At 57.6% G+C, this 26,977-nt stretch carries 25 protein-coding genes and 1 pseudogene; 13 read left to right on the forward strand and 13 right to left on the reverse strand.

Going from position 1 to position 26,977, the window contains the following annotated elements; genetic code table 11:
- The first annotated feature begins 53 nt into the window (after positions 1-53).
- Complete coding sequence (locus tag J3T92_RS06425; RefSeq protein WP_324124232.1) at positions 54-725, forward strand: sugar O-acetyltransferase; 672 nt, start codon at positions 54-56, stop codon at positions 723-725.
- Here J3T92_RS06425 and J3T92_RS06430 read toward each other — a convergent pair.
- The gene (locus J3T92_RS06430; RefSeq protein ID WP_267400559.1) at positions 685-1,494 is read right to left on the reverse strand and encodes an ABC transporter ATP-binding protein; all 810 of its coding nucleotides are present in this window, start codon (positions 1,492-1,494) and stop codon (positions 685-687) included. The genes J3T92_RS06425 and J3T92_RS06430 overlap by 41 nt on opposite strands.
- 418 nt (positions 1,495-1,912) lie before the next feature.
- Here J3T92_RS06430 and J3T92_RS09535 point away from each other — a divergent pair.
- The 5 genes and pseudogenes from J3T92_RS09535 to J3T92_RS06455 form a co-directional block, all read left to right on the forward strand.
- Positions 1,913-2,125, forward strand: a pseudogene (locus J3T92_RS09535) (helix-turn-helix transcriptional regulator); the annotation flags it as partial.
- 494 nt (positions 2,126-2,619) lie between these two features.
- The gene (locus tag J3T92_RS06440) at positions 2,620-2,892 is read left to right on the forward strand and encodes a hypothetical protein (RefSeq protein ID WP_267400560.1); all 273 of its coding nucleotides are present in this window, start codon (positions 2,620-2,622) and stop codon (positions 2,890-2,892) included.
- 124 nt (positions 2,893-3,016) lie between these two features.
- Positions 3,017-3,211, forward strand: a complete 195-nt coding sequence (gene rpmB, locus J3T92_RS06445; protein ID WP_015021347.1) for a 50S ribosomal protein L28 — start codon at positions 3,017-3,019, stop codon at positions 3,209-3,211.
- Positions 3,212-3,312: 101 nt separating this feature from the next.
- Positions 3,313-5,760, forward strand: a complete 2,448-nt coding sequence (locus J3T92_RS06450; protein ID WP_267400562.1) for an ATP-dependent DNA helicase RecG — start codon at positions 3,313-3,315, stop codon at positions 5,758-5,760.
- 16 nt (positions 5,761-5,776) lie between these two features.
- Positions 5,777-6,394: an RsmD family RNA methyltransferase gene (locus tag J3T92_RS06455; protein ID WP_267400564.1), complete on the forward strand. Its 618-nt coding sequence runs from the start codon at positions 5,777-5,779 to the stop codon at positions 6,392-6,394.
- Here J3T92_RS06455 and J3T92_RS06460 read toward each other — a convergent pair.
- The 6 genes from J3T92_RS06460 to trmD form a co-directional block, all read right to left on the reverse strand.
- Positions 6,376-7,218, reverse strand: a complete 843-nt coding sequence (locus J3T92_RS06460) for a DeoR/GlpR family DNA-binding transcription regulator (protein WP_267400566.1) — start codon at positions 7,216-7,218, stop codon at positions 6,376-6,378. The two genes, J3T92_RS06455 and J3T92_RS06460, sit on opposite strands and share 19 nt — an antisense overlap.
- Positions 7,219-7,402: 184 nt before the next feature.
- On the reverse strand, positions 7,403-8,383 hold the full coding sequence (locus J3T92_RS06465; protein WP_267400567.1) for an N-acetylglucosamine kinase: 981 nt from the start codon (positions 8,381-8,383) through the stop codon (positions 7,403-7,405).
- A gap of 18 nt (positions 8,384-8,401) precedes the next feature.
- Complete coding sequence (locus J3T92_RS06470; protein WP_267400568.1) at positions 8,402-8,977, reverse strand: AAA family ATPase; 576 nt, start codon at positions 8,975-8,977, stop codon at positions 8,402-8,404.
- Between the two features lie 7 nt (positions 8,978-8,984).
- Positions 8,985-10,337 carry an MFS transporter gene (locus tag J3T92_RS06475; protein ID WP_267400569.1) on the reverse strand — a complete coding sequence of 451 codons (1,353 nt, stop codon included), beginning with the start codon at positions 10,335-10,337 and terminating at the stop codon, positions 8,985-8,987.
- A 121-nt stretch (positions 10,338-10,458) separates the two neighbouring features.
- Complete coding sequence (locus J3T92_RS06480; RefSeq protein WP_267400571.1) at positions 10,459-11,121, reverse strand: bifunctional 4-hydroxy-2-oxoglutarate aldolase/2-dehydro-3-deoxy-phosphogluconate aldolase; 663 nt, start codon at positions 11,119-11,121, stop codon at positions 10,459-10,461.
- Between the two features lie 1,125 nt (positions 11,122-12,246).
- Positions 12,247-13,194 (reverse strand): tRNA (guanosine(37)-N1)-methyltransferase TrmD, encoded by a 948-nt coding sequence (gene trmD, locus J3T92_RS06485; protein WP_267400572.1) that lies wholly within the window; start codon positions 13,192-13,194, stop codon positions 12,247-12,249.
- A gap of 281 nt (positions 13,195-13,475) precedes the next feature.
- On the opposite strand from trmD, the gene J3T92_RS06490 reads away from it, so the two are divergent.
- On the forward strand, positions 13,476-14,879 hold the full coding sequence (locus J3T92_RS06490; protein ID WP_267400573.1) for an MFS transporter: 1,404 nt from the start codon (positions 13,476-13,478) through the stop codon (positions 14,877-14,879).
- Positions 14,880-14,909: 30 nt separating this feature from the next.
- On the opposite strand, the gene J3T92_RS06495 is transcribed toward J3T92_RS06490, so the two are convergent.
- Complete coding sequence (locus J3T92_RS06495) at positions 14,910-15,926, reverse strand: YdcF family protein (protein WP_267400574.1); 1,017 nt, start codon at positions 15,924-15,926, stop codon at positions 14,910-14,912.
- A 356-nt stretch (positions 15,927-16,282) separates the two neighbouring features.
- Here J3T92_RS06495 and J3T92_RS06500 point away from each other — a divergent pair, with 356 nt between their 5' ends.
- Genes J3T92_RS06500 through J3T92_RS06510 form a run of 3 tightly spaced genes read left to right on the forward strand, consistent with a single transcriptional unit; the run spans position 16,283 to position 19,304 of the window.
- Positions 16,283-17,101, forward strand: a complete 819-nt coding sequence (locus J3T92_RS06500) for a (Fe-S)-binding protein (RefSeq protein WP_267400576.1) — start codon at positions 16,283-16,285, stop codon at positions 17,099-17,101.
- On the forward strand, positions 17,098-18,603 hold the full coding sequence (locus J3T92_RS06505) for a LutB/LldF family L-lactate oxidation iron-sulfur protein (RefSeq protein ID WP_267400577.1): 1,506 nt from the start codon (positions 17,098-17,100) through the stop codon (positions 18,601-18,603). The genes J3T92_RS06500 and J3T92_RS06505 overlap by 4 nt, the downstream gene beginning before the upstream one ends.
- Positions 18,600-19,304, forward strand: coding sequence for a LutC/YkgG family protein (locus tag J3T92_RS06510; RefSeq protein WP_045935029.1), 705 nt, complete (start codon positions 18,600-18,602; stop codon positions 19,302-19,304). Before J3T92_RS06505 ends, J3T92_RS06510 begins: the two co-directional genes overlap by 4 nt.
- Positions 19,305-19,410: 106 nt before the next feature.
- Here J3T92_RS06510 and rimM read toward each other — a convergent pair whose 3' ends face one another.
- From rimM to ffh, 5 genes are all read right to left on the reverse strand, one after another.
- Complete coding sequence (gene rimM, locus J3T92_RS06515) at positions 19,411-20,016, reverse strand: ribosome maturation factor RimM (RefSeq protein WP_267400578.1); 606 nt, start codon at positions 20,014-20,016, stop codon at positions 19,411-19,413.
- On the reverse strand, positions 20,013-20,246 hold the full coding sequence (locus J3T92_RS06520) for an RNA-binding protein (RefSeq protein ID WP_015021362.1): 234 nt from the start codon (positions 20,244-20,246) through the stop codon (positions 20,013-20,015). Before J3T92_RS06520 ends, rimM begins: the two co-directional genes overlap by 4 nt.
- Before the next feature lie 35 nt (positions 20,247-20,281).
- Positions 20,282-20,740: a 30S ribosomal protein S16 gene (gene rpsP, locus J3T92_RS06525; RefSeq protein ID WP_220236852.1), complete on the reverse strand. Its 459-nt coding sequence runs from the start codon at positions 20,738-20,740 to the stop codon at positions 20,282-20,284.
- A 171-nt stretch (positions 20,741-20,911) separates the two neighbouring features.
- A complete protein-coding gene (locus J3T92_RS06530; RefSeq protein WP_267400579.1) occupies positions 20,912-21,874 on the reverse strand; it encodes an endonuclease/exonuclease/phosphatase family protein in 963 nt (320 codons plus the stop codon).
- 29 nt (positions 21,875-21,903) lie between these two features.
- Positions 21,904-23,520, reverse strand: a complete 1,617-nt coding sequence (gene ffh / locus J3T92_RS06535; RefSeq protein ID WP_267400581.1) for a signal recognition particle protein — start codon at positions 23,518-23,520, stop codon at positions 21,904-21,906.
- A gap of 372 nt (positions 23,521-23,892) precedes the next feature.
- Between ffh and J3T92_RS06540 the strand changes: the two genes are divergently transcribed.
- Genes J3T92_RS06540 through J3T92_RS06550 form a run of 3 tightly spaced genes read left to right on the forward strand, consistent with a single transcriptional unit; the run spans position 23,893 to position 26,961 of the window.
- The gene (locus J3T92_RS06540) at positions 23,893-25,092 is read left to right on the forward strand and encodes an ABC transporter substrate-binding protein (RefSeq protein ID WP_267400583.1); all 1,200 of its coding nucleotides are present in this window, start codon (positions 23,893-23,895) and stop codon (positions 25,090-25,092) included.
- Positions 25,089-26,015: a carbohydrate ABC transporter permease gene (locus J3T92_RS06545; RefSeq protein WP_220236856.1), complete on the forward strand. Its 927-nt coding sequence runs from the start codon at positions 25,089-25,091 to the stop codon at positions 26,013-26,015. Before J3T92_RS06540 ends, J3T92_RS06545 begins: the two co-directional genes overlap by 4 nt.
- 1 nt (position 26,016) lies before the next feature.
- Complete coding sequence (locus J3T92_RS06550; protein ID WP_258561543.1) at positions 26,017-26,961, forward strand: carbohydrate ABC transporter permease; 945 nt, start codon at positions 26,017-26,019, stop codon at positions 26,959-26,961.
- Positions 26,962-26,977 lie beyond the last annotated feature (16 nt).

Raw genomic sequence — 26,977 nt, forward strand, 5'->3', positions numbered from 1 at the left:
AGTGCGAGCTTGCAGCAGTGACATTGAAGTGACGCGGGAACGATGGGATGGTTATGGACCAGGACTGGAAACTGACAGGTGCGGCTGGCGAAACCAGTAAAGGAAATCGGCGCTCGCAGAGGGAGCGGATGCTTGCCGGCGAGCTCTATGACGCCTCGGATCCCGAACTGGGTCAGCTGCGGGTCAAGGCCCACGAGCTTTGCCGCCTTTTTAACGCGTCTTCTGAGCAGGAGCGGGACCTGCGCAGCCGGCTCTTGGACGAGCTGGTGCCCGAACATGGTCAGGACGTTGACTGTATGGGGCCTATCTACTTCGACTATGGGTGCTTTACTAAATTTGGTTCGCGCATCTTCGCCAATTTCAACTTCACTGTTCTGGATACCTGCCCCGTGCAGATTGGCGACGATGTGATGATCGGACCCAACGTCACCCTGGCCACCCCTCTGCATCCCTTGCGGTGGCAGGAGCGGAATCTGAGGCGCCATACGGATGGTTCCCTCTTCGACTACGAGTTGGGTGCTCCAATAACCATCGGATCCAACTGCTGGCTGGCTTCAAACGTGACTGTGACCGGGGGAGTGACCATCGGCGATGGTGCGGTTATCGGGGCCGGATCCGTAGTCACCCATGACATCGCACCTGACTCCCTGGCCGTGGGTGTGCCCTGCCGGGTAATTCGTACCATCACCGAGGCTGATCGGATGGAACTGCCAGAGGAGGGCTGAAGGCCTCCTGGTTTGGCGCAGCATCCATGCTGGCCAGCTGCTGGGCTATGGTCTGTGGGTCCCCGCCCGGGCAAGCAGCCTGAATGCGCCCGTCCTGGAGGAAGATGACCCGGTGGGCGCGGGCGGCGACGTTGGGGTCGTGGGTCACCATGAGTATGGTCTGGCCGCTGCGGACGGCCAGGTCGAAGAGGTCCATGACATCACGCGAGCTGTGGGTGTCCAAGGCGCCGGTGGGCTCGTCGGCCATGATGATCTCCGGACTGGCAGCCAGTGACCTGGCGATAGCCACGCGCTGCTGCTGGCCTCCGCTCATGTCGGCCGGATAGGTGTTGGCGTACCCTTCCAATCCGACGTTCGACAGGGCAGACAGGGCCGCCTGGGCGGGGATCCGCCTGCCGCCGAAGAGGGTGGACAGCATGGTGTTCTGCAGGCAGGTAAAGGCGTTGACCAGGTTGTAGTCCTGGAAGACGAAGCCGATATGGTCGCGGCGGAGTCTGGTCAGTTCCTTCTCTTTCATTCGCGTCAGGTCCTCCCCGGCGATGGTCACTTTGCCCTGTCTGACCTGGAGCAGTCCTGCGGCGCAATAGAGGAGGGTCGATTTGCCGGCGCCCGAAGGGCCCATGATGGCCGTCCAGGTTCCCGCCTGACATTCCAGGCTGATCTCGTCCAACACCCGGGCGCCCTGCTTCTGCCGCGTTTCGTAGTCGTAGCAGATCTTGTCCAGAATGAGCGGTTGTGCGTATGGATCCTTGATCGCCCGATGCTGCATCGTTGCCTTCCTTTCAGTCGTCATCTGCCTGGTTCCTACCTCTATAAGACCATGGCGAGAGCTCCTGTCAGGGTGTTTTCAGGGTCGAATCGGGGACGATTCAGGGTGAGGCCCGCCGGGTCTCCATTCCCCTCCTGAAGGGTATGTATCGTGAACGTAGAGGGAATGTATTTCTTGCCGGAAGGGGGGCTGATTGGGATTCAGCGACCACCTGCTTCCTTGGGATTGCTAGGATGCAACCGTCGGTTGACAGAAAATATTGGTGTCTTTGTCGGGTGCAACCCAAAGCTGGTGGCGGTCGGAGCCCTGCACGTTTCATCATGGTCTCGTCGCTGGTTGAATCGGCAATCTGCCGATCTGGAGAAAGAACATTATGAGTTTCAGAACCAATGTGTAATATCTGCGTTCGCAGCGCAACATGACTCAGGAGCAGCTGGCCATGCTGGTGGGGGTATCCCGTCAGGCGGTGTCCAAGTGGGAGTCGGACAAGGCATACCCTGAGATGGACAAGCTCCTGGCCATCTGCGACCTCTTCGGCTGCACTCTTGATGACCTGGTTCTAGGCGATGTTCGGCATCCGGGTTCCGGGCAGCGTGCGTCCAGGCCGGACCATCAGGATGCCGCGCAGACGACTTCGACAACGCACACGACTATACCTGTTCAGTCTGCTGCGGAAGACGTGACCGGCTACGCCTCCTTCAGCAATGCCTACAGCCTGCGGATGGCTTTCGGCATCGCCCTTATCATGCTGGGACTGGCTTTCAGTGGTCTCTTCGCCGCAGTCAGCCAGCCGACCGACGCACAGAATGGTCTGGCCTTCCTTGCTCTGATGATTGGCATCGTCCTGGGCCTGGCCTGTCTGATACCGGCGGTTTCCGCCAGAAGGGATTTTCGCCGTCGGCATCCCTATGTAGCGGATTTCTATACCGATGAGGAGCGCTCGCGGGTTTATCGGCAGACTACCTGGGAGCTGGTCTGCGGTCTGGCAGTCGTGCTCTTGGATGTGGGGATCAACTCTGCTGGATTCCTGATCTGGGGCTGGTCCGATCAGGTCAGGGGGTTCGTTTTCTTCTTCCTCCTGGCTCTGGGGGTTTTCTGCTGGTCCATGCGGGAACAAGCCATAGGATGATGAACCTCCGGGCCTACAACAGGCAGGTTGATTCCGTTGAAGACGGTCGCTGGGATACCTACCGGTATGAGCACCGGATAAGCAATGCCATCAGCGGAACCATCATGGGTCTTTGTACGCTGGTGGCCCTGACCATGCTCTTCTCGGGCAATTACGACAACCTCTTCGGGTGGCGCATCCCATTCTGGGCCATTTGGATCATCGGCGGGGTGTTCTGCGGAGTGCTCCAATCACTGATTGGCATCTTCCACAAGCCTCCTCGTGCCTGAGACTGCTGATTTGCCTTACTTGGCGGAATGTAGTAGTCTAACAAAGTTGTGTGTTCATCCGTAGCCTTGCGTTGCGGGCAAGGACACCTGGGACGACTTGGAAAACAACGTAAAGGAAGTCATCATGGCAGCTCGTTGCGCGGTGTGCGGCAAGGGCCCGCAGACCGGTTACAGTGTTTCTCATTCGCATATCCGGAACAAGCGCATCTTCCGCCCCAACCTGCAGTCGGTGCACACCACCGTTGATGGTCAGAATGTGCGTCTGCGCGTCTGCGTCAAGTGCCTCAAGGCCGGCAAGGTGCAGCGCATCGCCGCCTGAGTGCGGTTCGTCGGTCGTATATGGACCCCCGGGGGCATAAGCTCCGGGGGTTCTTGTCATCCTGAGGGATGATGGTCGGCGCTTGCGGGAGGTGATTGGGTATGTCGGCAGTGGCTCGTGTTGGTCTGCACAGCACCGTGGCCTCGCTGGTGGCCAACAGGCGTCGGGTGAGCGCCCTCAAGGCTCTGGGTGTGGTCACGGTGGGAGATGCGCTGACCTACTATCCTTTCCGCATTACCGATCCCATGCAGGTCACCACTATTGCCGGTATTCGGCTGGGTGAGCCTTGTGCATTCGCCGCCCGGGTCGATCAAGTGCGTCTGGTGCCACTGAGCGGGCACCGGGGTTTTCGGCTGGACGTGATGGTGGACGATGCAGCCTTCGTCAATAGTCAAGGCGGCACTCCACTGGCGGTCAGGCTGGTTTTCTTCTCTCACAAGAAGCCTTATATGGATTGGATGGTCCGTCGGCTGCAGGTAGGGGCGGATCTGGTCGTGGCTGGCGAGCCCGGCATCTACATGGACCAGCTCCAGTTCACCCATCCGGAGACCCTGGTTGTTGCCGATGCGGATCGAGAGGTTTTGGCGGACGCTTCTCGACCCGATGTAGTCAGCCTTGACGAGGCCTTGGAACGTGTCCGTCGCCCACGGCCGGTTTATCATGCCAGTTCCCGCATCTCCTCGGACCATATTCACGATGTCATTCTGGGTTTTCTGCGTCTGCTGGCGCAGGCTGATGGGGTCGAAGAGGGGCAGCCCAGTGCCGAGGTCCGCATTGATCCGGAAGCGCTGGGTCGGGCTATACCTGATGTGCTGCCCGAGCAGGTCCGTGTCGACCAAAGGCTGATGCATCGTGCCCGTGCCCTCTTGGGCATGCATGCGCCCGAAAGCCCTGAGGACTTCGCTGCGGCGCGCAAGACCCTGCGCTACGAGGAGGCCTTCGTCTCGCAGACGGCACTCCTGCAGACCCGTCGCCAGACCCAGCAGCAATCCACTTATCCATGTGCGAATTCGGGCGCCGACCGTCCAGACACCCTGCCTGCCCGTTTCATCGACTCCCTGCCGTTCCAGCTAACCGATGGCCAGCGTCAGGTCATCAATGATATCGGTGTCGACATGGCCCAGGATCAGCCCATGCAGCGGCTTCTGCAAGGCGAGGTCGGCTCCGGCAAGACCGTGGTGGCCCTGGCAGCCATGCTTCAGGCGGTCCAGGCTGGCCATCAGGCTGTCTTGGTGGCTCCGACCCAGGTGTTGGCCGAGCAACACTATGCTTCTATCGGCGGCATGCTCAAGGCCATGGGCGCCGATGTGACCGCGACCGCCGTAGAAGGCCGCCATAAGCCTGTGGACAACGTCACCATGATCCGCATGACGGATCAGCTGGTTCTGCCTCTGGTGTTGCTGACCGGTGGCATGAGATTGGCCCAGCGCCGCTCTGCCCTGGCTGTCTCGGCCTCGGGCCGTCCCTGCATCGTCATCGCCACCCACGCGGCCTTCTCCAAGACCTTCCAGGCTCCCAATCTGGCCCTGACCGTCATCGACGAGCAGCATCGTTTCGGGGTTGAGCAACGTGAGGAGCTGCGTCGCAAATCCGATCGCGTTCCCCACCTGTTGATCATGACCGCCACGCCCATCCCGCGTACAGCCGCCATGACCTGGTTCGGTGATCTGGACATCTCCGCCCTGACCGAGCTGCCCAGCAACCGCAAACCAGTCCGTACCCACGTCATCGCCGAGTCTGACGGAGCGACCATGGGTGCTATGTTCCTGCACCTGCGTCGACGAATCGAGGCTGGAGAGCGGGCCTATGTCATCTGCGCTCGCATCGACGATGAGGACGACCCGTCGGTCTCCTCAGACCGCTCCGGCCAATCCAGTGCGCCTGACTCCCAACCTGAACTGCTGGTTGAGGAAGGCCAAGGTGATGGCCAGCGTCCGCCTCTGCACTCGGTGGCCGAAATGAGTCAGCGACTGGCTGCCCTGCCGCAATTCCAAGGCATTGCCATGGCCACACTGACTGGTCGGGATGACGATGCCACAAAGAATGCTGTTATGGCGGATTTCGCTTCGGGCCGCACGCCCCTGCTGGTAGCCACCACTGTGGTGGAGGTGGGGGTGGATGTGCCCCAAGCCTCCTGCATTGTCATCTTTGATGCCGATCGGTTCGGGCTCTCCCAGCTTCATCAGCTGCGTGGCAGGGTGGGACGCGGCGGCACTGACTCTTGGGCTTTCCTGGTTTCGCGCGCCCCTGCGGATTCTCCAGCTGCCGAGCGACTCGAGGTCATTCGTGACACTACGGACGGGGCCAAAATCGCCGAGGAGGATATCCGCATCAGAGGAGCCGGCGACGTGTTGGGTGATGCCCAGTCCGGTGGCCATTCTTCCCTGAAGCTTCTGCGAGTCGTCACCGACGCGCCCATGATTGCCCGTGCCCGAACCCAGGCAGGCCAACTCTTGGAATCCGACCCCACTCTGGCCGGGCAGCCCGAGCTGGCTGGCGCTGTTCTGGACTTCATGAGGGGCAACGAAGGCTTCCTGGTCTCAAGCTGAAAGGACAACAGACCATATGCACATCATCGCCGGCCGCTTCAAGGGATTTCCCGTTCCTGCAGCCCTCAAGGGCACCCGGCCCACCACCGATCGCACCAAGGAGGCCATTTTCTCCCATCTGGAGACTATCGGTGCCTTGGATGGAGCCAAGGTGCTAGACCTATATGCAGGCACTGGAGCCTTAGGGTTTGAAGCCTTGTCACGTGGAGCTTCCTCCTTGGAGTCTGTTGAGTCATCCGGACGTGCCGCTGGGCTTTTGTCCAGATCGGCAGCCAAGCTGGCCCATCATCCCGCTTGGAATTCAGACATGGATATACATGTGAGCAGAACCAAAGTGGAACGCTTTGTCAGGCCCTTTGAGACCAACATGAATACTGATTTCTCCGCTGGCCAGTCATGCCCAATGAAAGGACCTTACGACCTTATATTTATGGATCCACCTTACGATTTACCTACAGAAGGCTGTCAGGAGATCATGAATGGTCTAGTTGAAAGGCAATTCGTTGGCTCCAATTCAGTGATGGTCCTGGAACGTTCCGGGCGTTCGAATCCCCCTGAGCCGCCTGTTGCCTGGGTTATATCCCAATCCAGATCCTACGGTGAAACTTCGGTTTACTACATCGAATCAGCCTGAGGAGCTGTTCCCTTTATTTCCCCATCGTTTGGGGCTGCGAGATGGAGTGGGATGCCTGTTTGCTTGATTTTCTCAGCGACTGCATTCTCTAACCCTTGGTCGGTGACTATATGGTCGATTTGATCGAGACTACATACTTTGGCCAAAGAAATTGAGTTGTATTTGGTTGAATCGGCCATCAATATTGTTTGAAAGGCGTTGTTGAGTACAGTCTGCTTGAGCTGCGAACGTTCGATGTCAGGCGAAGTCACCCCATATTCAAGAGACCATCCCGGTGTTGACATGAAATAAATGTCGAAATTGATGTTCTGCACTGCGGAGATGGCTATGGGGCCGACTGAGCTCATGGTCTGATTGTCGATTTCGCCACCCGTATGAATTAGATGGAAGTCACTGGAAATGAGGTCGTTGACGATAATGAGATCGTTGGACACCACTGTTAGGTTCTTTTTGCGCTTTATATAAGGGATCAATTCATAAGTAGTTGTACCAGGATCCAGATAGATGATCGAATTATCATTGATAAAGCGTGCGGCGACTTCTGCGATGCCTTTTTTCAGGTGTATGTTGATGTTTGATCTATTAGATCGCTTCAAAGGAGCTGGAACCGGTTTTCCGTTTTCGGACAAGGTCACCCCGCCGCGTATAGGAGCAACCTTGCCTTCTTCGATCAACGTTGCAATGTCTCTGCGAACAGTCATATGTGAAACATTGAGTAATTCTGTGAGTTTTTTAATGCTGAGGATGTTTTCATGCGAGAGATAATCGAGTATTTTTGTGTGACGCTCTGCCGGAATCAGCGCTTCACTTTTCTTCTTTCGCATATTTCCAATAATACGGGTCAGCTTCTATTTATTGTCAACAAATATACTATTTTGTAAAAAATAGTGATTCGTTGTGATTATCAGGATTGAATTCGATTGCCCTTTCGAGGTGTTCGACTGCTTCTAATTATGAATATGAGTGATAGAAGTGCCGGAGAGTCTTTCTATCCCCGGCACTTTCTGCTTACTTGATCGCGTGCGCTATCAGGCTGTGCAGGGGATTGTCTGGCTCAATATAGCCAAGTTGCCTGGCTCCGGACAGTGGGTCTCCAATCGGATCGATGATGTTGGCATGAGGCACCATGGAATGAATATACATGGTGAAGTGATCTGAGATGAATCGTGAATTAAAGACACTGCCGCGGCCGCTGACTGCAATGTCAGCATATTTATCCACATTTGCTTTTCTCAAAGCTGTATATGCTGATATTGCCAGCTCCTTTGAAGCTTTTGAGCAGATTTCAAAGGCAACGGCATCTTCACCGGCCAGCCTGGTCACGTCTTCGGCCATGCTTCCCAGATGCTTGGTACTTTGGTCATCCGAGTACAGCTTCAAATATATTTTGTCAAGTCGTCCAAAGTGCTCTTCAGCTACTTTAGTTAGCCTGGTCTGCGGTCCGCGACCGTCATAAGCACGCATGGCCGCTTCCAAAGCGAGTTTACCCATCCAGCTAGCGGCGCCGGCATTTCCAATCATCCACCCCCAGCCGTCCACACGTTTGGTCAGGTGGGGGCCGACCCCACGAGTGACCACACCGGTTCCGGCGCTGACGACGGCTCCATAACGCTCATGTCCCAGAGCCGCTAGATAACCCGTCACTGAATCATGTGCCAGGAAAACTTCGGATATGCCTAAATCCGATACACCATCCAGGAAGTCCTCTGCGCGGCAGTCTTTGGAAAGGCCGGAGGATCCTACGCAGATTGAGCCAATTGTGGTGTCTTTGCCGATGTTCATAGGTTCATTCTGATACCTCGAAAACATGCGGAAAGCATCGTGGGTCCGTTCAATCAGCTGAGGAATCAGCGGGTGACTGTTTTTTACGCCTGGCTTTTCGGGTAGGTCTATTCGCTCCTCGCCACCATCGGGCTTGGGAATATCGATACAGGCTCTTACCCCGGTTTGACCAGCATCCAAACACAGCACTGCTGCCTTTTTATTCATATTGCTCTCCTTTGAGTTTTAAACGGAATCTGGGAATATGCAAGAAATGAGGGTTTCAGGCCTGGCCTCTGCATCGTTGATGTAGCGAATGAGTTGTGATCCTGTCCATTCCGGTGGCGGGAGCGCGCTACCTTCCCAATATCGATCCCAATTTTCGAGTTTCCAGGAATCCCTGTCAAGATTTCTGGCTCTCATCCTTTTTTGGAGTTCGGATTTAGTGGTTTCGACGTAGATGACGTAGGACTCCACCTGTCCGGGCCATTTATGTTTCTTCATGACTTTGTCGAGAAACTCTCTGTCTTTCAAATATGGTGTGAACGGTGCGTCAAATATGACATCTTGGCCAATTTGAAGGTTGGATGAGCCCACTGCCAATAGAGACGAGTATTCGAGTGGCCTGACCACATTGGTATAGTAATGGCTCTCGTCTCGGGCGTATTCGGGCTCGCCGGCCAGGATCATTATGCGCCGGGTGAATTCGTTCACCATAGTGTCCTTGTCCAGGTAAACTGCTCTGGCTTTACGAGCCATAGCAAGGGCCAGAGTTGTCTTGCCTGAACAAGCTCTCCCGAGAATGAAAACGGCCTTGGTCATTGTCGCTTCACTTTCCTGTAACAGATGCTGTGCGACGGTCTTTGACCATAACCCCGTAGAAGAAGGCTCCGAGAATCAATGCGATGGCTCCTACAACGAAGACAAGGTTAAAGCTGCCGCCGGTTTGAGTCAGTATGTAGCTAGTTACGATCGGAGCAACAGCAGCGCCTAGGAAGCCGCCGAAGTTCTGTATAGATCCCAAAGAGGCAACCTGGTTGCTGTCCGCAACGTCAGCCGCGAGAGTCCAGATGCACCCGATGGGAACCTGAGCTCCGAAGTATCCGATGCAGAGAAGAACCATTGATAGCCCGAAGGAATCAACGTATGCAATTGGTGCCACGGCGCAGGCTGAAAGCACGGCTCCGCCAACAATGGGAATTTTCCTTGCGACAATGGGTTTCATCCCTCTTGTGATGAATCGTTTGCTTATCCAGCCGCCAAAGAGAACCCCAAGAATGCCAAAGATGTAAGGAACAGCGGCAGCCCATCCGGTACCCTTTAGAGAGAGACCGCGGGCCTTTTCCAGATAGCCAGGAAGCCAAGTTATATAGACCCATACTGTGTAGAAAATCATGAAGCAGCCAATGGTCATATACCAGGTATTGGGGAGTTTCCACAGGGATAGCCACTCCCTGACGGCATGCTTGCTCTTTGCGGGTGTCTCTGCCTCATCCTCTTCCTCTGAACCTGACATGATGATTTTCTCTTCTGCTTCGGAGGGGTCCCGATAGAAAAACCACCAAAGTATGGCAACCACCAGTCCTGCCACGCCTACGATGATGAACATGGTTCTCCAGCTGAAAGTGACTAGAAGGGCGGTCAGCAAGGGCGGGCCGATTGCGTTGCCGATCTGAGAGCCAGTATTGATCACACTGACTGGCATGGATCTGTCCTTGGCATTGAACCAATACTGAGCTGCTTTCAGCCCCGCGGCGAAGAAGGGAGCCTCAGCAATACCTAGGAAGACCCTAGCGATATAGAAGGAAACGAAATTAGAGACGAATCCAGTCAAAATAGCAACGATTGACCATCCAGCAAGGCATCCAAGAAATACCTTTTTGGGGCCGAACCTATCAATAAGGAAACCTCCAGGTAGGTTGGCCAAGGCGTATGGCCATGAAAATGCCGATAGGAGCAGGCCCATCTGGATGGTTGTGAAACCTAGCTGGCCCTGAATGGTTGTGTTGCCGATGGATAAAGTGGAACGATCAAGGTAGTTGATGACTCCGCCCAGGGTGATGATGGCCACCATCCACCATCCGTAGGTTTCGAGTTTTCTGCGTTTTGCTTGAACATCTATCTGCACACCGGATGTTTTGTCTGTTGCTAGTGCGGCAGACTGGTGATTTTGGTTTTGCATGCTTTCTTTCACTTCCTTATGAAATTAGCAATGTGGAATTCCCCCGCGGATCCATCTATTCCTTCATTGGTGTTGGAACATTACAGTCATCAGTGATTGCCAGTTCCATACACATCGATGGCTATTGTTGGCTGTTCTTCTCTTCCTCTTTTGCTTTCCACTCTTTGACTGCGGTAATGATTCGCTTTGTTGCGCGTGAAGCTTCGTCCAAGGATGTCGCGTTGGTGATGTACCCCCCTATGCCGGCGCAGACAGCTCCTGCATCAAGCCATTGCCCGATATTGTCCGCGTTAACCTTGCCTGTTGGCGAGATTGGTATCTGGGGAAGTGGGGCATGGATGGATTTGACATAAGCGGGTCCCAAGGATTCTGCAGGGAAAAGTTTGACTATGTCCCCGCCCATAGCCAGCACCTTCATCATTTCCGTCGGAGTAAAGGCTCCTCCTATCGACACACATTGGAACCGTTCAGCCACTTCCATGACTTCAGGAACCGAATACGGGCTCACCAGGAGTTTTGCTCCATGATCAACAGCCGCAGCGGCACCATGGTGGTCAATAACTGTCCCTGCTCCAATCAGCACATCCTCGGACGGGTACTTATTTGCTAACTTTTCGATTACTCCTAAGGCATCGGGTGTCCCGTAGGCGATTTCAACTGCTCGTAAGCCACTGTCGATTGCGGTGCTTGCAATCGCATAAGCTGACTCCGCAGATGATTTCCGCACAATGAGAAAAGCTCCGACCGCTTCGATGTCAGAAATTCTATGTTGCTTTATATCCATTACAGCTCCTTTACTGTGATTACTTGTTAAAGATATCACAATTTTTCACAACACGATACTCTGTTCCTTTAATCTCGTGCGCGAAGGGAAAGTGCCTTTGAGGAGAGGGGTCAGTCATTTCCGTAGCCGTAGCTAATAACGGAGGTTCTGAAATCGAAACAGAACATAAGACGAAGCCTTTTGATGTATCGCTGGTAAGGCGATGGCCCTAATTTCGATTGAATAGTCAGGTTTCCAGACCTGGCGACATTACCGTAATAGAGTCTCGGCTGATGTTGATTGGACCCCAGGGGGGGGGGGGGAGGAGATCGGTATTTGAAAAGGAACACTTCTAGGGGTGCTTACGCGAGGGGTGCAAATAGGGATAGTAAGTTAAGTAACTATCGTTGTCATAAAGCCGACTTGCGGACCTTATACAGGGGGGGTATGGTCTGCGAGCAAATGCACCGAGTCCAGGTTGTACCGCTATATCCACCAAAGAGGCAGCAACTCGCAAGAATGCGATCAAAATATGCAATGATGTCGAAATGATAGTCGGCGACTTGGTTAACGTGTGCATGTATGTGCAGATAACAGGTCTGCACGCCATGATGTTGCAAAGGAAAGAAAAGGAAGCTGTCTGACAGAGCAACAATATCTGGAAGGACTTCTTCGACAGCGATGCTATAAGGCTTTCTCTAAGGCCGTGACTGCATTGGCTTTACGCTGTTCCTGAGGGCGGGCATTGCTTTTTACGGCTCACAACAGGTATCGAGGGAACCCAAAAAAGAACAATTTTTAACACTATTATAGCGTCTTTGACAGAGACCGTCCTGCCTGGCTGTCAACAGTTCAAGGGCTGGTAATTGCAATCGGGTACACAGCTGTCTTAGTCTGGCAGATCACTGATTCAAGTTGCGAGGGTACCAGCAGCCTTACTAGATAATGATTCTGAGTTGGAAACAGACTGGTACCAGAGTCAGGATGGAAAAAGGGCTAGGACAGCCTAGCAGATATGTTAATTTGTATGTCTTATGCTTCCTGGAACCTCCGGGTAAGGTGCCTCACAGATTTTTTACCGAGATCATGAATCCTTTTTAAGGCAATCGTCTGTGTGTGAGTTTGCTGTATCAGCTGAACGTCTTCCTATTCATTCGTATCCTGTCGGATCGGATGGGTTCCTGAAGCTCGCCAGCCCAGATCCTCCAAGAGACGGCGGTCATGCTTATCGAGAGTGGAGCAGTCCAATCGGGCGATCAGGTCGGGACGGATCCGACTGGTTCGCCTGATGGCCTCGTCGCGCCGGAATCTGTCCACCTTTCCGTGGTCGCCGCTGGTCAGTATCTCGGGCACGGCCATGCCACGCCAGGTGGTGGGGCGTGTGTACTGGCGATACTCCAGCAGTGGCTCATCGCCTGTGTAAGATTCCTGCACGATGGATTCGGGATTGCCCATGAAGCCGGGCAGCAGCCGGGTGATTGCCTCCAGCATGACCGAGACGGCCACCTCGCCCCCATTGAGCACGTAGTCGCCGATGGAGTACTCCCTGACGTCGATTCCCTGATTCCGGTAGTAGTCGGGGATGCGTGCATCGTAGCCCTCGTAGCGGCCGCAGCCGAATATTAGCCTCTCCGCCTGCGACAGCTCGGTCGCATCGGCCTGGGTGAACAGGGGCGCGGATGGATTGGGGAAGATCAGGACTGGTTCGGTCACGCCTGCCTCGCGGCTGTCTGCAGATGAATCTGCTTCGGATGCTATGCCGTAGCTTTTGATGCCGGAACTCTTCATTGCTTCTTTGTGTTCTGTAACATCAGCGGTGCCGGCTGTCTGGTCCGCAGACGGTTGTTGCTGAGTCGATTCGTCTGGCATGTCCAGCAGGTCGTCCAGGCACTGGCCCCAGACTTCGGGTTCCATCACCATGCCTGCTCCGCCGCCTACCGGCGTATCATCCACGGAGTGATGAACGTCATGGGTCCAATCGCGCAGGTTGTGGGCGCGTATGGTCACCAGGCCTTTCTCCTGGGCCTTGCCTAGCAGGCTGAGCCCAGTTACGTCAAAATACTCGGGGAAGACGGAGACGATATCGATTTGCATGTCACCAACTTTACCGAAACTGGTTTAGGTTCGGAGTGGACACGGATTGGTGCGTCTGCGGGTGCTACACTGGCTGGGTCTTCAAAAGTTGTGGAGGCGAACCGGCTCGTCGTAGCATGCGATTGTCAGCCCGGCGCCACCTTGGAAGATGTCATCAACGCAGCCAGAGAGCTATAACCGTTGCGCAAACAGCAATGAGAGCGGCATCGGACGATGTCATGCCGTACGGATCCGTGGTGATGGCTATGCGAACAGTCTGATATGTGAGGAGCGGACGGTCCATGGTCGACCATGTTGATAAGAGAACAAAACTGCTGATTACCGGCACTGCCGGGCTCGCCTTCTGCGGGGTCCTTTTGGAGACCTCGCTGAATGTCACTTTTCCGGAGATGACCCGGTACTTCAACACCGGGCTGGGCACGGTCCAATGGCTGACTACCGGCTATCTGCTGGTGGTAGCCCTGACGGTTCTGGCCGCCGCCTGGCTGGAGCATTCATTCACGACCCGTGCATTGATTCTGTCCAGCGTGGGAATATTCCTGTGCAGCGACCTGATGTGCATCCTTGCTCCATGTTTTCCTGTCCTTATGGCGGGACGTCTCTTGCAGGGCATCAGTACTGGTATCGCTCTTCCTTTAGTGTTCTCCCTGATTATGAGGAAGGTCCCTCTTCACATCCAGGGTCGCTACGTGGGCAGCGCCGGCATGGCGGTGGCTCTGGCGCCCTCCCTGGGGCCGACCTTTGGCGGGGCCGTTATCCAAGCCTTATCCTGGCGAGCAATCTTTTTGATCGTGTTGCCCATAGAGCTGGTTTTTGGGGTCATAGCACTCATCTCAGTAGACAGGGAGAGCGCCCATGTCGGACCCTTCGCCTGGCTCCAGTTCCTTCTTCTGGGTATTTTCCTGACTGGACTGACCCTGGGGCTGAGCACCCTGGATGTGCACGGTCCTATTACCTGGCTGTCTCTGTTCATCGGTGTTCTGGCCCTGGTTGCAGGGATCTGGACCCTTACGCATCAGCGCACCAGGCTAATCAACATCGTGGTCTTCCGGAACCGTACCTTCACCCTTGCCCTGATCCTCTACTTCCTGGTCCAGTTCGTTCAGATTGGCCTGACGTTCATCCTGCCCAACATGGCCCAGTCCGTCCTGGGAGAGACCTCCACCGTGGCCGGCCTGCTTCTGCTGCCGGGGAGCCTGCTCTCGGCCCTCTGCCAGCCCATCACGGGCGGCTATTTGGATGGCCATGGCCTGCGTGGACTGCTCGCTGTGGGAAGCACTGCCTTCTTCCTTTCGGCCTTAGGCTTCCTGGTTCTCAGCCGGCACTTGTCTGTTCCGCTGATGGTTCTTCTCTACGCCTGCTACATGGTCGGTCAGGCTTGCGTCTTCAACAACCTGCTCACGGTCGGACTGCAGCATATCCCAGCCAAACTGGTGCCTGACGGCAACGCACTCTTCAACACCCTTCAGCAGTATTCAGGCGCCGCCTCGACCGGCGTTCTGGCCGCCATCATCACGGGCATGCCCAAGGCCAGAGGGATTCATGCCGGCGCTCAGGCCTTCCAGTTCGGGGCCGTTTGGGCTTTCGTTTTCGTGTTTCTCATCGTCCTGGTCATCCTCTTGGTGGCCTGGTTCCTAGAGCACAGCCTGGCCAGTCAGGATAAAGGTGGGGTTCAGGTTGTATGACCTCTGATTCCTTCTGGAAGGCCAATGGTGTTAATTGAGCAATGAGATACCGACCCAGACGGCCCAGCCTAGTGCAAGGACCAGGTAGGGCCACCAGTGCATGCGGGTGATGGCTACGAACTCCCGGATGAATGCAGTCGGCCAGTAGTAGCCCTTGGTGTGTGAGCCGATCCCGTCGGCATTCAGTCCCACCTTGCTGGCATATTCGCTGGCCCGGAAGACGTGGTAGTCGCTGGTGACCAGGGCCACCCGGTAATGCTCAGGCCCGGTGCCCATCTCGTAGCGGTCATCCAGGATCTGCTTGGAGTAGCGCAGGTTCTCCAGGGTTGTGGTCGACCTGTCCTCCATGATGATGGCCTCGGCTGGCACCCCACACGAGTTGAGTAGATACTGTGCCATGGCCCTTGCCTCGCTGATGACCTCGTCGGGGCCTTGCCCGCCGGAGACCACGAAGCGTCCCAGGCGTCCCTGCCGCTTCCAGAGGTCTACAGCCTTGTCCAGCCGTCCCCGGAGCAGAGGCGTGGGTTCTTCGCCGCGCAGACCTGCTCCGTGGATGATGATGTAGTCGTAGCGACGCTTGCGGGGCAGCAGCCTGTAAAGGCTGGAATAGAGCAGCAGGGCCAGGAAGGAGAAGAAGAACCAGGTGGCTTCTAGGTCGATTAGCCCAGCCAGCTTCTGCATCCATGAGGGGGCGCCAAACCCAGCCAAGAGGGGTGAAAGGATCATGTAGGCCACCACGGCCAGTGCTAGCAGTCCGGGCAACAGAGTGGTCAGGGAGATTCCCTCGTGTCGGATGACGATGGCCGTGTTGGCCAACAGGAAGCAGATCACCAGCAGGGGAGAGGCAATGAGCAGGATGACCAGGGGCAGGATCAGCCAGCGCATCCCGAACTGCAGAAGAAGCGCTCCGCCCAGGGACAGCAGCAGGAGCAGGAGCCAGATGGCATTGCGGAACTGCCGTGGTTCCTTGTGCAGGTCCCAGAGGAAAAGCAGGCCGAAGATGATGGCGGGTGCATAGAGCAGGAGGAGTTGCAGGTAGTTGGTCATGCCGTGATTCCCCTTCCCGAGGACGAACTGGCAGGGTTGTATTCCACTGTAGCCAATAGATGAGTCGCTGCTCGTCCTTGACATGCCACCGCTTCCCAGACCGCCGTGGTACCATAGATGTGGTAAATCTCACACGTTCAAAAGCTGAGGGTGGGCGATTCCCGGCGGCGCGAATTCCAGGTCGAGACCATGATAATGATGGGTCCTTTCAGGATTGCACATCGGTGTCCCCATGGGCGTGGTCGGTCGCAAGGCAGCGATGCGTTGGAAGGATTAGGGGTTCAAGTGATGTTGGGTTTCTCCGCGATCCGGAGATGGTTCGGACCTGGCGTGCAAGGTTGTAGAGAGGTGCGGTAATGAAAGTAGTAATATTCTCCACCTGCGTGGTGGACCTCATGTTTCCGAACGTGGGGAAGGCCATGGTGGAGGTGCTGGAGCGGTTCGGCTGTGACACCTACCTTCCCAAGCAGCAGATCTGCTGCGCCCAGCCCACTTTCAACAGCGGGTATGTCAAGGAGAGCATGCAGGTCATGCGCAACGAGGTCGATGCCCTGCTGAGCGTGGATGCCGACTACATCGTGGGTCCTGCAGGTTCCTGCGTGAATATGCTCAAGGAGCTGCCCTTCCATCTCAAGAACGACCCGGTCTACGCGGCCAAGGCCCAGACCATGGCTGACAAGACCTATGAATTCTCGCAGTTCCTCTATCGTGTGCTGGGTGTGCTGGATGCGGGCGCCGAACTTAATGCCGTGGCCACTTACCATCGTTCCTGCCACATGACACGGCTGCTGGGGGAGCGGACCAGCCCATTCGTCCTGCTTGACCACGTCAAGGGTCTGACCATGGTACCCCTGCCGCATATCGAGAACTGCTGCGGGTTCGGCGGCATGTTCTCCATGAAGGAGCCTGAGATTTCCAAGCAGATGGTGGATGAGAAGGTGAACGACGTGCTCAGCACCAAGGCCAGCGTCCTCATCTCCTGCGATCCAGGCTGCCTGATGAACATCGGCGGCCGCTTCAACCGGCGTGGCGAGAAGATCACCATCATGCACCTGGCTGAGGTGCTCAATCACAACGTGGACATGAGCCGCGTCAAGTATGTGGAAGGCCGCTCTGCAGGCGATGGGGCCGCGGGTTCCCTCAGGGCTGCCAAGGAAGAGGGGGCTCTGGTATGAGCAGCATGGTCAATGGCAAGAAGGCTGCGCAATATCTGCGGACCAGCAAGGCTCCCTTCCTGACCAGGGTCAAAGAGTCCGAACAGGACGAATTTGCCCAACAGGCCGTGGCCAAGGCCCAGGATGCGCAGTGGGTCAAGCGGGAGGCCGCCCGTCAGGAACTGGGCAACTGGCAACAGTGGCGCGACCTAGGTGAGCAGATTCGCCAGCACGTCATCCGCTACCTGCCTGACTACCTGGAGGAATTCGCCGACAATGTAGAGAAGCGCGGCGGCCATGTCTTCTTCGCTCAGACCGACGATGAGGCTGCCCAGTACATCAAGCAGATCGCCATCGAGAAGAAGGCCAAGCACGTCGTCAAGAGCAAGTCCATGGTGACCAGCGAGATCAACCTGGATCCTACGCTGATGACTGTGCCCGGCCTGGAAGTGCTGGAGACCGACCTGGCCGAGTTCATCCTGGAGGAGGACGACTGGGACCAGCCCACGCATCTGGTCTTCCCTGCCCTGCACAAGAACCGTGAACAGGTTCGTCAGGTTTTCGAGAAGAAGCTGGGCTACAAGGGCGACAACGATCCTCAGCACATGGCTCGATTCTCGCGCAAGGTTCTGCGCAAGCACTTCCTTGAGGCCGACATGGGCATCACCGGCTGCAACTTCGCCGTGGCTGACACGGGCATGATCAACCTGGTGACCAACGAGGGCAACGCCGACCTGGCCATGTGCATCCCCAGGACCCAGGTGGTGGTCATGGGCATGGAGCGTCTGGTGCCGACCATGAAAGAGGCCGAGACCATGGACAACATGCTGGCCCGGTCCGCTGTCGGCCAGAAGCTGACCTCCTATCTGACCTACACTGCACCACGCACCGGCCAGGAGTCGGACGGGCCGGACGATGTCTATGTGGTAATTCTGGACAATGGGCGCTCCAACGCTCTGGGAACGGTTTTCGAGCCCATCCTCCAGTGCATCCGTTGCGCCTCCTGCCTGAACGTCTGCCCCATTTACCGGCACATTGGCGGTCACGGCTACGGATCCATCTATCCCGGTCCTGTGGGTTCGGTGCTCTCGCCGGTGCTGGATGGCGGCTACGACGATTTCGGAGACCTGCCCTACGCCTGCAGCCTGTGCGCCGCGTGTACGGCCACCTGTCCGGTCAAGATCCCCCTGCATCAGCTCATGATCGAGCACAGAAGGATCATGATGGACGACCAATCCAAGGCCAATCTGATTGACGACACCGTCATGAGGGTCATGGGCCTGGGAACCGGCCACTCCTCGCTCTTCCGTACCGCCCTAGGGGTGGATCACACCATGCTGACGCCCATATCCAAGAAGCAGCCGGAAACGGCCAAGAACCTCTTCGCCAGCGATCGGCATGTGGAATGGATGCCCTTCGTCTTCGGCGGTTGGACCAAGGTTCGTGATCTGCCGGATCCGCCCAGGCACGGGCAGAACTTCCGCAGTTGGTTCGCTCATCACAAGAAGGAGCAGCAGGCATGACCGATCGTGAGGTATTCCTGGACTACCTGGCTAAGAAGAGCGGCAGACCACGCCACCAGCTCAAGGACCATCCTTTGGTGCCGGTCAACGATCTGCCGGAGACCACTTTGTCTGGCCACACCCAGGACGAGCTGCTGGAGATCGCCCGGAAGAGCAGCGAGGCTGTCCATGTGGACTTCCGCACCTGCACCAAGGCCGGGTTGCCCACTGCCTTGGACGAGTTCATCGATTCGCGCAAGGACGACAGCGACCATGTGATGTTGCCCACCTCCGACCTGTTCGCAGACTTCGGTCTGGAGGAGTGGCGGGATGGCTTGAATCCGCCTGCCACTTTCTGGAAGCCGGGGGCCAGCCGCGAGGAGAACATCAGGACTGCTGACGAGTCTGGTACGGCGATTGCCTTTGCGGACTTCCTGCTGGCAGAGTCTGGCACCATCACCGTGGCAACCACTCCTGGTCAGGGTCGTGCTTTCCACTTCCTCCCGGTGCACTATCTGAGCATCATCCGCAAGTCCAAGATCCTGCCGCGAACCCGGCAGGCCATGGACTACTATGATCCAGCCCTGGTTTCAGGAGAGCTCAAGACCTCCAACATCAACTTCATCACTGGCCCCTCCAACACGGGCGATATCGAAATGGTGATCGTGGTGGGCGTGCATGGCCCTCTGGATATGACATATCTGGTGGTTGAAGATATGTAGCTCTATATCATTTCCTGCTTCGGCAGGTGCATTTCCCGCAGGTGGGGAGTCAGCGTCCTTCTTCGAGCCGCTGACTCCCCACTTACCTTCTTGTTAAGAGACGGGGTCAGCCCAGGCCAGGCAGAAGTCCTCCAGGTGGATCGATGGCCACATACCCGTTTTCAATATCAACCTGAGGCACCAAGGCTTCGACGAAGGGTATCAGCCCTTCCGTCTCCTCGTCGCCTTCTTCGACGGTCATGCGGATCTGCAGCTGCTGCTGGGCTACGCCGTCCAGCACGTCGCTGACCTGGCCGACCACTCGTCCGGAGGGCTCACCCAGTGAGTTGCCCGGAGCCATGCGAACCTCGAGTCCAATCAGATCATCGGAGTACCAGGCATCCTCCTGCGCCAGCTCCTCTGCTGGATCGGCCTGGGTATACAACTCGATGCCGTTCAATGCTTCGGAGGCGTTCCTGTCTTCGACTCCTTGGAAGAGGACGATCCAACGCTGTTTGAAGCGGCGGGAGGAGACCACCGTGAAAACCTGACCGTCCCTGGTCTGCAACTGGGAGCCGGGGGCGAAGCGTCGCTCAGGCTCGTCGGTGCAGACATATACGTTGACCTCGCCCTTGAGCCCTTGGGCGCGGCCGATACGGCAGACCCTCAGCAACCTTCGCTGCTGAGGGTCCGGACCCTGCGGGTCGTGATTGGCGGACCGGCTGGGGCTCACCGGCGCACGTCCATGATGTCGACGCGCACCTTGTGGTCGGCCAACGCCTGGATCACGGTGCGGATGGCGTTGGCGGTCCTGCCGCCCCTGCCGATCACGCGGCCGATGTCCTCGGGGTTGACCCGCACCCGCAACAGCTCCCCGCGAGAGTTCTCGTGGGACTTGACCGACACGTCATCGGGGAAGTCCACGATGTTCCTGATCAGGTGCTCAACAGCCTGTGCAAGCATGATAGCCGGTCCTTCCAGTCCTCAGTGAATGTGCCTTACTCAGCAGCCTGCTCGGCCTGGGCGGCATCCGCCGACTCATCGGCCTTGGGGGCTTCCTTCTCCGCCTCAGCCTTGGCCTTGGCGTCAGCCTCGGACTTGGCGGCCTTGAGCTTCTGGGCTTCGTTCTGTGCCTGCTCGATGCGGGCCTGGGCGTCGACCTCGGCCTGCGGCACCTTAAGAGTGCCTTCCTTGCCGGGCAGATCCTTGAACTTCTGCCAGTCGCCGGTGATCTTCAGAAGGTTGAAAACAGGGTCGCTGGGCTGAGCGCCCACACCCAGCCAGTACTGGGCGCGATCGGAGTCGATCTTGATTGAAGAAGGCTGGGTGTTGGGATCGTAGGTGCCGATCTCCTCAATGACCTTGCCATCGCGCTTCTTGCGGGAATCGACCACGACCACGCGGTAGAAGGGGTAGAACTTCTTGCCCATTCTCTTCAGACGAATTCTGGTTGCCAAAACGGCTCTCCTTGGTACTTGGTGTGCCCGGCGGCGTCTCCATGTGGGGCATGGTGGCGCTCCTGGCGTGTTCCTCACGGCCGTCGGAATGAGAGGGCTCCTCCGGACATGAATAACAACAAAAGTATACCTCCACCGTGGGATATGGCGGGTGGTGAGCCTGTAAGGATTTCAGAGCCGACGAGGCAGAGTCAACCGGGCCACCAGCGCTCGGTGGTCGCTGCCGGGAATCCTGAGGGCATGCATGGATTGCGGAATTAGGCCGCCGTCCGTCAAAATATGGTCGATTTCGATCAACGGCGGCAGCGCGCTTGCGGAGGGGAAAGTCGGATGGCTGCCGGCTTTCAGGTGCAAAGATGCGTCATGCAGTCCGGATTTGGCCAGCGTAGCCCGGAAGGTCGGATGTTGCAGGGTGGCGTTGCAATCGCCCATGACGATGGTGGGTACAGGCGGATGGGTCAGTTTGGCCAGTGCGGCGATGCCCAAACCCCACTGTCCGGCACCTCGTTGGGGTGATTTGGGATGGACGCTGGCCACTCGGATCGGTCCAGAGCTGGTCTTGAGCTCGACTAGAGGTACTGCAGCCGCCGGAAGGTCCAGAGCCGATGGCGAGGTTTTGACGGGTTGCGTGGCTGAGAGAATAGCGTTCTGGCCGCCATTGTCGTCAGGGCTCGCAGTTCCCTGTGTCAGGTAGGGCAGGAGCCGATCCAGACCTGCGGCCTGAAGCGATTCCAGCAGCTTCCCCTCTACCTCCTGCAGGGCTAGTACCTCTATTCCATAGGCCCGCACGCAACGCACGACCTCTTCAGGATTGGACTGGCCGAAGCGACAGTTCAGAGTCATGACGCTCAGTCCATGGTCGGAAGATGATTGACTGGTCCGGTCTGCTGGAGGCAGTCGGTAGCATAGACGCTGGCAGCTGGCCAGAGTGAGTTCTATCAGCGCCAGCAGGCATTGGGGCCAGGCGTGTGCGAAGACCGTCCATATCAGTATGGCCAACAGCGGAGCGGTCAGCAGGTCGATCAGGGCGATCAGCTCTACCAGGGGGCGGTGCCAATCAGCTCCGGCAGGCAGGAAGCGCAGGGCCATCCACAAGGCGATGAGACCCAAGAGAATCCAGAGAAGCGTGTTCACGTGCCATTGTCTCCTGCATGAGGGAGGGGTTAGCGGCCGCCAAAGAGACCGCCCAGTCCGCCGCCAAGGTTGGGGGGCAGGTCCGGCAGGCCTTCAGGCATCTGCGGAGTTTGAGGGCGCTTAGCGAAGGCCGAGCCGCCGGAGGATTTGCCCTTGCCGGACAGGCGCTCGCGTAAAGCCTTTTCTTCGGCCTCACGCTTCATGGGATTGCCTGAACGGGAACCCTTGCGGCCTTTCTTGCCTTTTTTGCCCTTCTTGCCGCCGCCAGCGCCCATGCCACCCATGCCTGGGATTGAACGGCTGCCATTGGTCATCCGCTTCATCATCTTGGCTGCTTGCTCGAACCGCTGCAGCAGGCCGTTCACAGCTGAGACCGTAGTGCCGGCGCCATAGGCGATCCGGGCCCGACGTGAGCCGTCGATGATGCTGGGGTCGCGTCGTTCCTGGGGAGTCATCGACTGGATGATTGCCTGGGTCCGGTCCACTTCCTTCTCATCGAACTGTTCAAGCTCCTTGCGGTGCTGGGCCATGCCCGGGATCATGCCTAGGATGCTCTTGAAGGAGCCCAGCTTGCGAACCTGCTGGAGCTGTTCCAGAAAGTCGTCCAAGCCAAAGCTGCCCTCGGACATCTTCCCGGCGGCCTTGCGGGCCTCCTCCTCGTCGAACTGACGCTGGGCCTGCTCGATCAGGGTCAGGATGTCGCCCATATCCAGAATCCGGGAGGCCATCCGGTCGGGGTGGAAGACCTCGAAGTCCTTGAGACCTTCGCCGTTGGAATCGAAGAGGATGGGCTTGCCGGTCACCGAGGCCACCGACAGGGCCGCGCCGCCGCGGGCATCGCCGTCCAGCTTGGATAGGACCACGCCGGTGAAGTCCACGCCCTGGTCGAAGGCCTTGGCTGTGGCGACGGCGTCCTGGCCGATCATGGCATCGATGACGAAGAGGATCTCGTCGGGGTGGACGGCATCGCGGATATTGCGGGCCTGTTCCATCAGCTCCTGATCCACGCCCAGCCGTCCGGCCGTATCAATGATGACCACGTCGTAGAGCTTGTCCTTGGCCGCCCTGATCGAGTCGGCCGCCACTTTGACGGGGTCTCCTGTGACCTGTCCGGGGGCCGCCAGCTCGGATCCGCTGGTTTGCACGCCCGGCTCGGGTGCGTATACCGGCACTTCGGCGCGCTCGCCGACCACCTGGAGCTGGGTGACCGCGTTGGGTCGCTGCAGGTCGGCCGCCACGAGCAGTGGGGTGTGGCCGGCATCCTTGAGCCAGTAGCCCAGCTTGCCGGCCAGCGTGGTTTTGCCTGCACCCTGCAGGCCGGCCAGCATGATGACTGTGGGTGGGTTCTTAGCGAAATTGAGTGGTCGGTCCACTCCCGCGCCCAGGATGTCGGTCAGTTCGTCATAGACGATGGAGACCACCTGCTGGGCTGGGTTCAGAGCCTTGGAGACCTCCTCGCCCAGGGCGCGTTCCCGGATGCGTCCGGTAAAGGAGCGCACCACATCCAGGGAGACATCGGCATCCAGGAGGGCGCGGCGGATCTCGCGGATTGTGCCATCGATGTCGGCCTCGGTCAGCTTCCCCTTGGAGCGCAGATGGGTGAAGGCCTGGGAGAGCCGATCGGTCAAAGATGAAAATGCTGCCATAGTGTCCCAACTCTACCTGTCAGCCGGGAGATTGGCTGTTGATTCCTTAGGGCCTCTAGCTGGTTCTGATATATGGAACGACGATTTTGTTCAGCAGCCAAAGGCGTGTTACCCTGAATTTGCAACGTTGCAAATTAATATGAACCGGTCGGTCCGGCTCGCTGGGCATCGATGTTTGATGCCCGGGGGCCGACGGGTTCTGAAGAAACGATGCAGGGTTGCCGGCATACGGGTGTGCCGGTCCCATCGAGAGGAGCAAGAGGGATTGTGAGTGTCTTCAAGGAAGAAAGACACGGGGGAGGTGGAACCCACATGCCCCTATTTGCGCGACGTTGGCTCAGGCTGTTGCTAAGCCTGGCAGCCATATGCGGCATGGTGGTCTCGACCGCAGGCTGTGGCGGCGGTGATCAATCCGCCAAGGAGATCTACTTCTGGAATGGTTTGACCGGCGATGACGGCCCGGCCATGCAGAAAATCATCAAGGCCTTCAATGCACAGAGCCCTGAGTACAAGGTGGTCTTCCAACCCATGAACGGCGGAGATTTGACCACCAAGATCTACAGCGTCATGCAGACCGGGAAGAACATCCCCGATCTGGTCATCAACGACTCGTTTTCTACTTCGGTTTTGCAGAGCCAGGGGCTGCTCAACCCCTCGTCGGTGTGGACCAAGTACCACCCGGAGCTCAAGGAATCGAACTTCCTGCCGCAGGCCTGGCGGAACACCGTCGTCAATGGCAAGTCCTACGGCATACCTCTGTACATGTTCCAGATGGCCATCTATTACAACAAGGATCTGATCCACAAGTACGGCCTGGACTATATCCTGGACGACCGGCTGGTCACCACCGATGAGATCGCCTCCATGAAGGGCAAGCTGCCCAAGGACGTCTACGGGCTCTGCCTGGGCAACCTGCCCTGGGCCATGATGTCCCTGCTCTACAGCACCGGTGGCAACATCAAGGATGGCGTCAAGGACATGACCGGTCCGGGCTGGCGCAAGCCGCTCAAGGCACTGCGCGACCTCAACGACCAGGGCATGCTCTCGCCCATCGACAGCGACGGTGAGCAGGTCTTCGCCTCTGGGCATGCGGTCTTTGGCATGCTGGGCACTTGGGCGCAGGGCAACATGTCCTCCACCCTGGGCAAGGACAAGGTTGGCGAGATCAACACCCTCCAGTACGGTACCGAGCACCCTTCCAACTTCCTGTACCAGCAGAACTGGCTCCAGCTCAAGGACAAGAATCGTCCCGAGGCCAAGGTCAAAGCGGCTGCCGACTTCGTGGACTTCGTCTACAAGCATTGGATGATGTGGTCGGACGTGGGATCCATATCGCCGGCCTACCGTGACCTGAACAACCCGGAATACCAGAAGCTCATTCAGGCCTCTTTCACCAACGACAAGCGTGAGCGGCAATGGATCAAGACATCCAATTACATATATGGCGGCTATGCCACAGCCGGGTGGGGATCCTTCATGGACATCGTCTATCGGAACATCTCACTGGAGGAAGGTCTGAAGACGCTTGATCTGATGACCCAGGGCCAGATTCAGATTCAGGAGCAATCATGAGCGCACACGGCACAACCGCAGTCACGGATGGACGGGTCAAGCGTCGTCCGCTGGGACAGAAGTCCTTCTGGCATGCCTTCCCCTACATCGCCCCGCACATGGTGGTATTCGCCGTCTTCGGAGTCATCCCGATCTTCTTCGGCATCTACCTGGCCTTCACCAGGTGGAACCTGGTCGGTTCCCCAACCTGGGTCGGCCTGGACAACTTCAAGCTGATCTTCGACAAGTCCACCTACTTCTACTCCATCTTCTGGAGGGACATGTGGCACACGATCATCTTCGTGCTGATCAGCGTGCCCCTGACCATCGTCGTCCCCCTGTTGCTGGCCTGCGCCCTGCAGACCAAGCACCTGAAGGGAGTGGGGCTCTTCCAGGCCATCTTCTACGTGCCCGGGCTGATATCAGTGGCCGCAGGCGCTCTGGTCTGGCGGCTGGTCTTCAACTCCCAGTTCGGCCTGCTCAACACCACCTTCCGGTGGGACATCAACTGGCTGGGCAAGCAGCCCTGGGCCTGGATCGCCATCTTCGTCCTTAGCCTCTGGGGAGGCATCGGCGGCAACCTGATCATTTACCGGTCGGCCCTGTCCGGGGTAAGCCAGGATCTGTACGAGGCGGCCTCGGTGGACGGCGCCGGATCCATCCGGCAGTTCTTCAGCATCACCCTGCCAGCCATCAAGCTGCCGCTTTTCTATACGACCATCATGACCACGGGCGGCGCCTTCAACGTCTGGGGTCAGCCACAAATGCTGACCGGCGGCGGTCCTGCATACACTTCGCAGGTGCTGCTGATGGACATCAGGAACCTGGCCTTCCCGCAGGGGCCTTCGGCCGCTGGCATGGCCTCGGCAATGGCCCTGCTGCTGGGGATCATCCTCATGCTGATCTCCCTGGTGCAGATATTCTTCATGAACAAGGAGGACTGACGTGAGTTCGGCAACCCTTGATATGTCATCTCTGGGCAAGGGGCTCAAGGCTCCTGGCCCCAGCGCAACGGTTCCCGGCGGCGAGGACGTGCCCGAAAACCACCACAAAGTGTTCAAGCCTTCGCTGGTTGCCGTCTATGCGGTGCTGATCGTCTTGGCTGTAGTCTGGATCATTCCTGTGGTCTACACCATCACAACATCGTTCAAGTCGCCCCAGGAGTTCCTGAAGAACGCCTACAACTTCCTGCCTGCGCACTGGGTCACCGTCAACTATCTGACACTGCTGCAGGCCTCGGCCTCCTACCCTGTCTTCAACTGGCTGGGCAACTCGCTGATCATCTCGCTGTCGCACGGTATCCTGGCGGTCTGCGTGGTGGCCCTGGCTGGGTACGGCTACTCCCGCATCAACTTCAAGGGCAGGGACACGCTCTTCTTCGTCCTCCTGCTCATCTCGATGTTCCCGGGCGTGGTCAACATGATTCCCTCCTACCGCATCGTGGCCACTTTCGGCTGGATCAACTCATACTGGTCCTGCATCATCCCCGGCTTGGGGAACGTGGCCAACATCTTCCTGGTGCGCAACTTCATGAAGGGAATCCCCAAGGAGATCGACGAGGCCGCCGAGATTGACGGTGCCGGCGACTTCCGCATCTTCCGTAGCATCATGTTGCCCTCCATCCGCCCAATCCTGATCGTGATCTTCCTGTTCGCCTTCACTGGCGCCTGGAACGACTTCCTCTGGCCCACCCTGGTCTTCAATGACATCAAGAAGACCCCGGTCACGGCCGGCCTGCAGCTGCTGGGCAACCAGATGATGCAGTACAACCAGATGGGCACGCTTTGCGCGGCCACCTGCCTGGCCATCATCCCCACCCTGTTGCTCTTCGTGTTCGCCCAGCGCTACTTCCTGCAGTCGCTGAACATCACCTCGGGCCTCAAGGGCTGAATCAGGAAAGGCGGCA

The sequence above is a fragment of the Bifidobacterium sp. B4081 genome, from assembly GCF_026537335.1.
In the GTDB taxonomy this organism is placed as follows: domain Bacteria; phylum Actinomycetota; class Actinomycetes; order Actinomycetales; family Bifidobacteriaceae; genus Bombiscardovia.

Coding starts and splice junctions, on each gene's coding strand:
- J3T92_RS06425 (WP_324124232.1), top strand. CDS start 54: ATGGACCAGGACTGGAAACTGACAGGTGCGGCTGGCGAAACCAGTAAA.
- J3T92_RS06430 (WP_267400559.1), bottom strand. CDS start 1,494: ATGCAGCATCGGGCGATCAAGGATCCATACGCACAACCGCTCATTCTG.
- J3T92_RS06440 (WP_267400560.1), top strand. CDS start 2,620: ATGATGAACCTCCGGGCCTACAACAGGCAGGTTGATTCCGTTGAAGAC.
- rpmB (WP_015021347.1), top strand. CDS start 3,017: ATGGCAGCTCGTTGCGCGGTGTGCGGCAAGGGCCCGCAGACCGGTTAC.
- J3T92_RS06450 (WP_267400562.1), top strand. CDS start 3,313: ATGTCGGCAGTGGCTCGTGTTGGTCTGCACAGCACCGTGGCCTCGCTG.
- J3T92_RS06455 (WP_267400564.1), top strand. CDS start 5,777: ATGCACATCATCGCCGGCCGCTTCAAGGGATTTCCCGTTCCTGCAGCC.
- J3T92_RS06460 (WP_267400566.1), bottom strand. CDS start 7,218: ATGCGAAAGAAGAAAAGTGAAGCGCTGATTCCGGCAGAGCGTCACACA.
- J3T92_RS06465 (WP_267400567.1), bottom strand. CDS start 8,383: ATGAATAAAAAGGCAGCAGTGCTGTGTTTGGATGCTGGTCAAACCGGG.
- J3T92_RS06470 (WP_267400568.1), bottom strand. CDS start 8,977: ATGACCAAGGCCGTTTTCATTCTCGGGAGAGCTTGTTCAGGCAAGACA.
- J3T92_RS06475 (WP_267400569.1), bottom strand. CDS start 10,337: ATGCAAAACCAAAATCACCAGTCTGCCGCACTAGCAACAGACAAAACA.
- J3T92_RS06480 (WP_267400571.1), bottom strand. CDS start 11,121: ATGGATATAAAGCAACATAGAATTTCTGACATCGAAGCGGTCGGAGCT.
- trmD (WP_267400572.1), bottom strand. CDS start 13,194: ATGCAAATCGATATCGTCTCCGTCTTCCCCGAGTATTTTGACGTAACT.
- J3T92_RS06490 (WP_267400573.1), top strand. CDS start 13,476: ATGGTCGACCATGTTGATAAGAGAACAAAACTGCTGATTACCGGCACT.
- J3T92_RS06495 (WP_267400574.1), bottom strand. CDS start 15,926: ATGACCAACTACCTGCAACTCCTCCTGCTCTATGCACCCGCCATCATC.
- J3T92_RS06500 (WP_267400576.1), top strand. CDS start 16,283: ATGAAAGTAGTAATATTCTCCACCTGCGTGGTGGACCTCATGTTTCCG.
- J3T92_RS06505 (WP_267400577.1), top strand. CDS start 17,098: ATGAGCAGCATGGTCAATGGCAAGAAGGCTGCGCAATATCTGCGGACC.
- J3T92_RS06510 (WP_045935029.1), top strand. CDS start 18,600: ATGACCGATCGTGAGGTATTCCTGGACTACCTGGCTAAGAAGAGCGGC.
- J3T92_RS06520 (WP_015021362.1), bottom strand. CDS start 20,246: ATGCTTGCACAGGCTGTTGAGCACCTGATCAGGAACATCGTGGACTTC.
- ffh (WP_267400581.1), bottom strand. CDS start 23,520: ATGGCAGCATTTTCATCTTTGACCGATCGGCTCTCCCAGGCCTTCACC.
- J3T92_RS06540 (WP_267400583.1), top strand. CDS start 23,893: ATGGTGGTCTCGACCGCAGGCTGTGGCGGCGGTGATCAATCCGCCAAG.
- J3T92_RS06545 (WP_220236856.1), top strand. CDS start 25,089: ATGAGCGCACACGGCACAACCGCAGTCACGGATGGACGGGTCAAGCGT.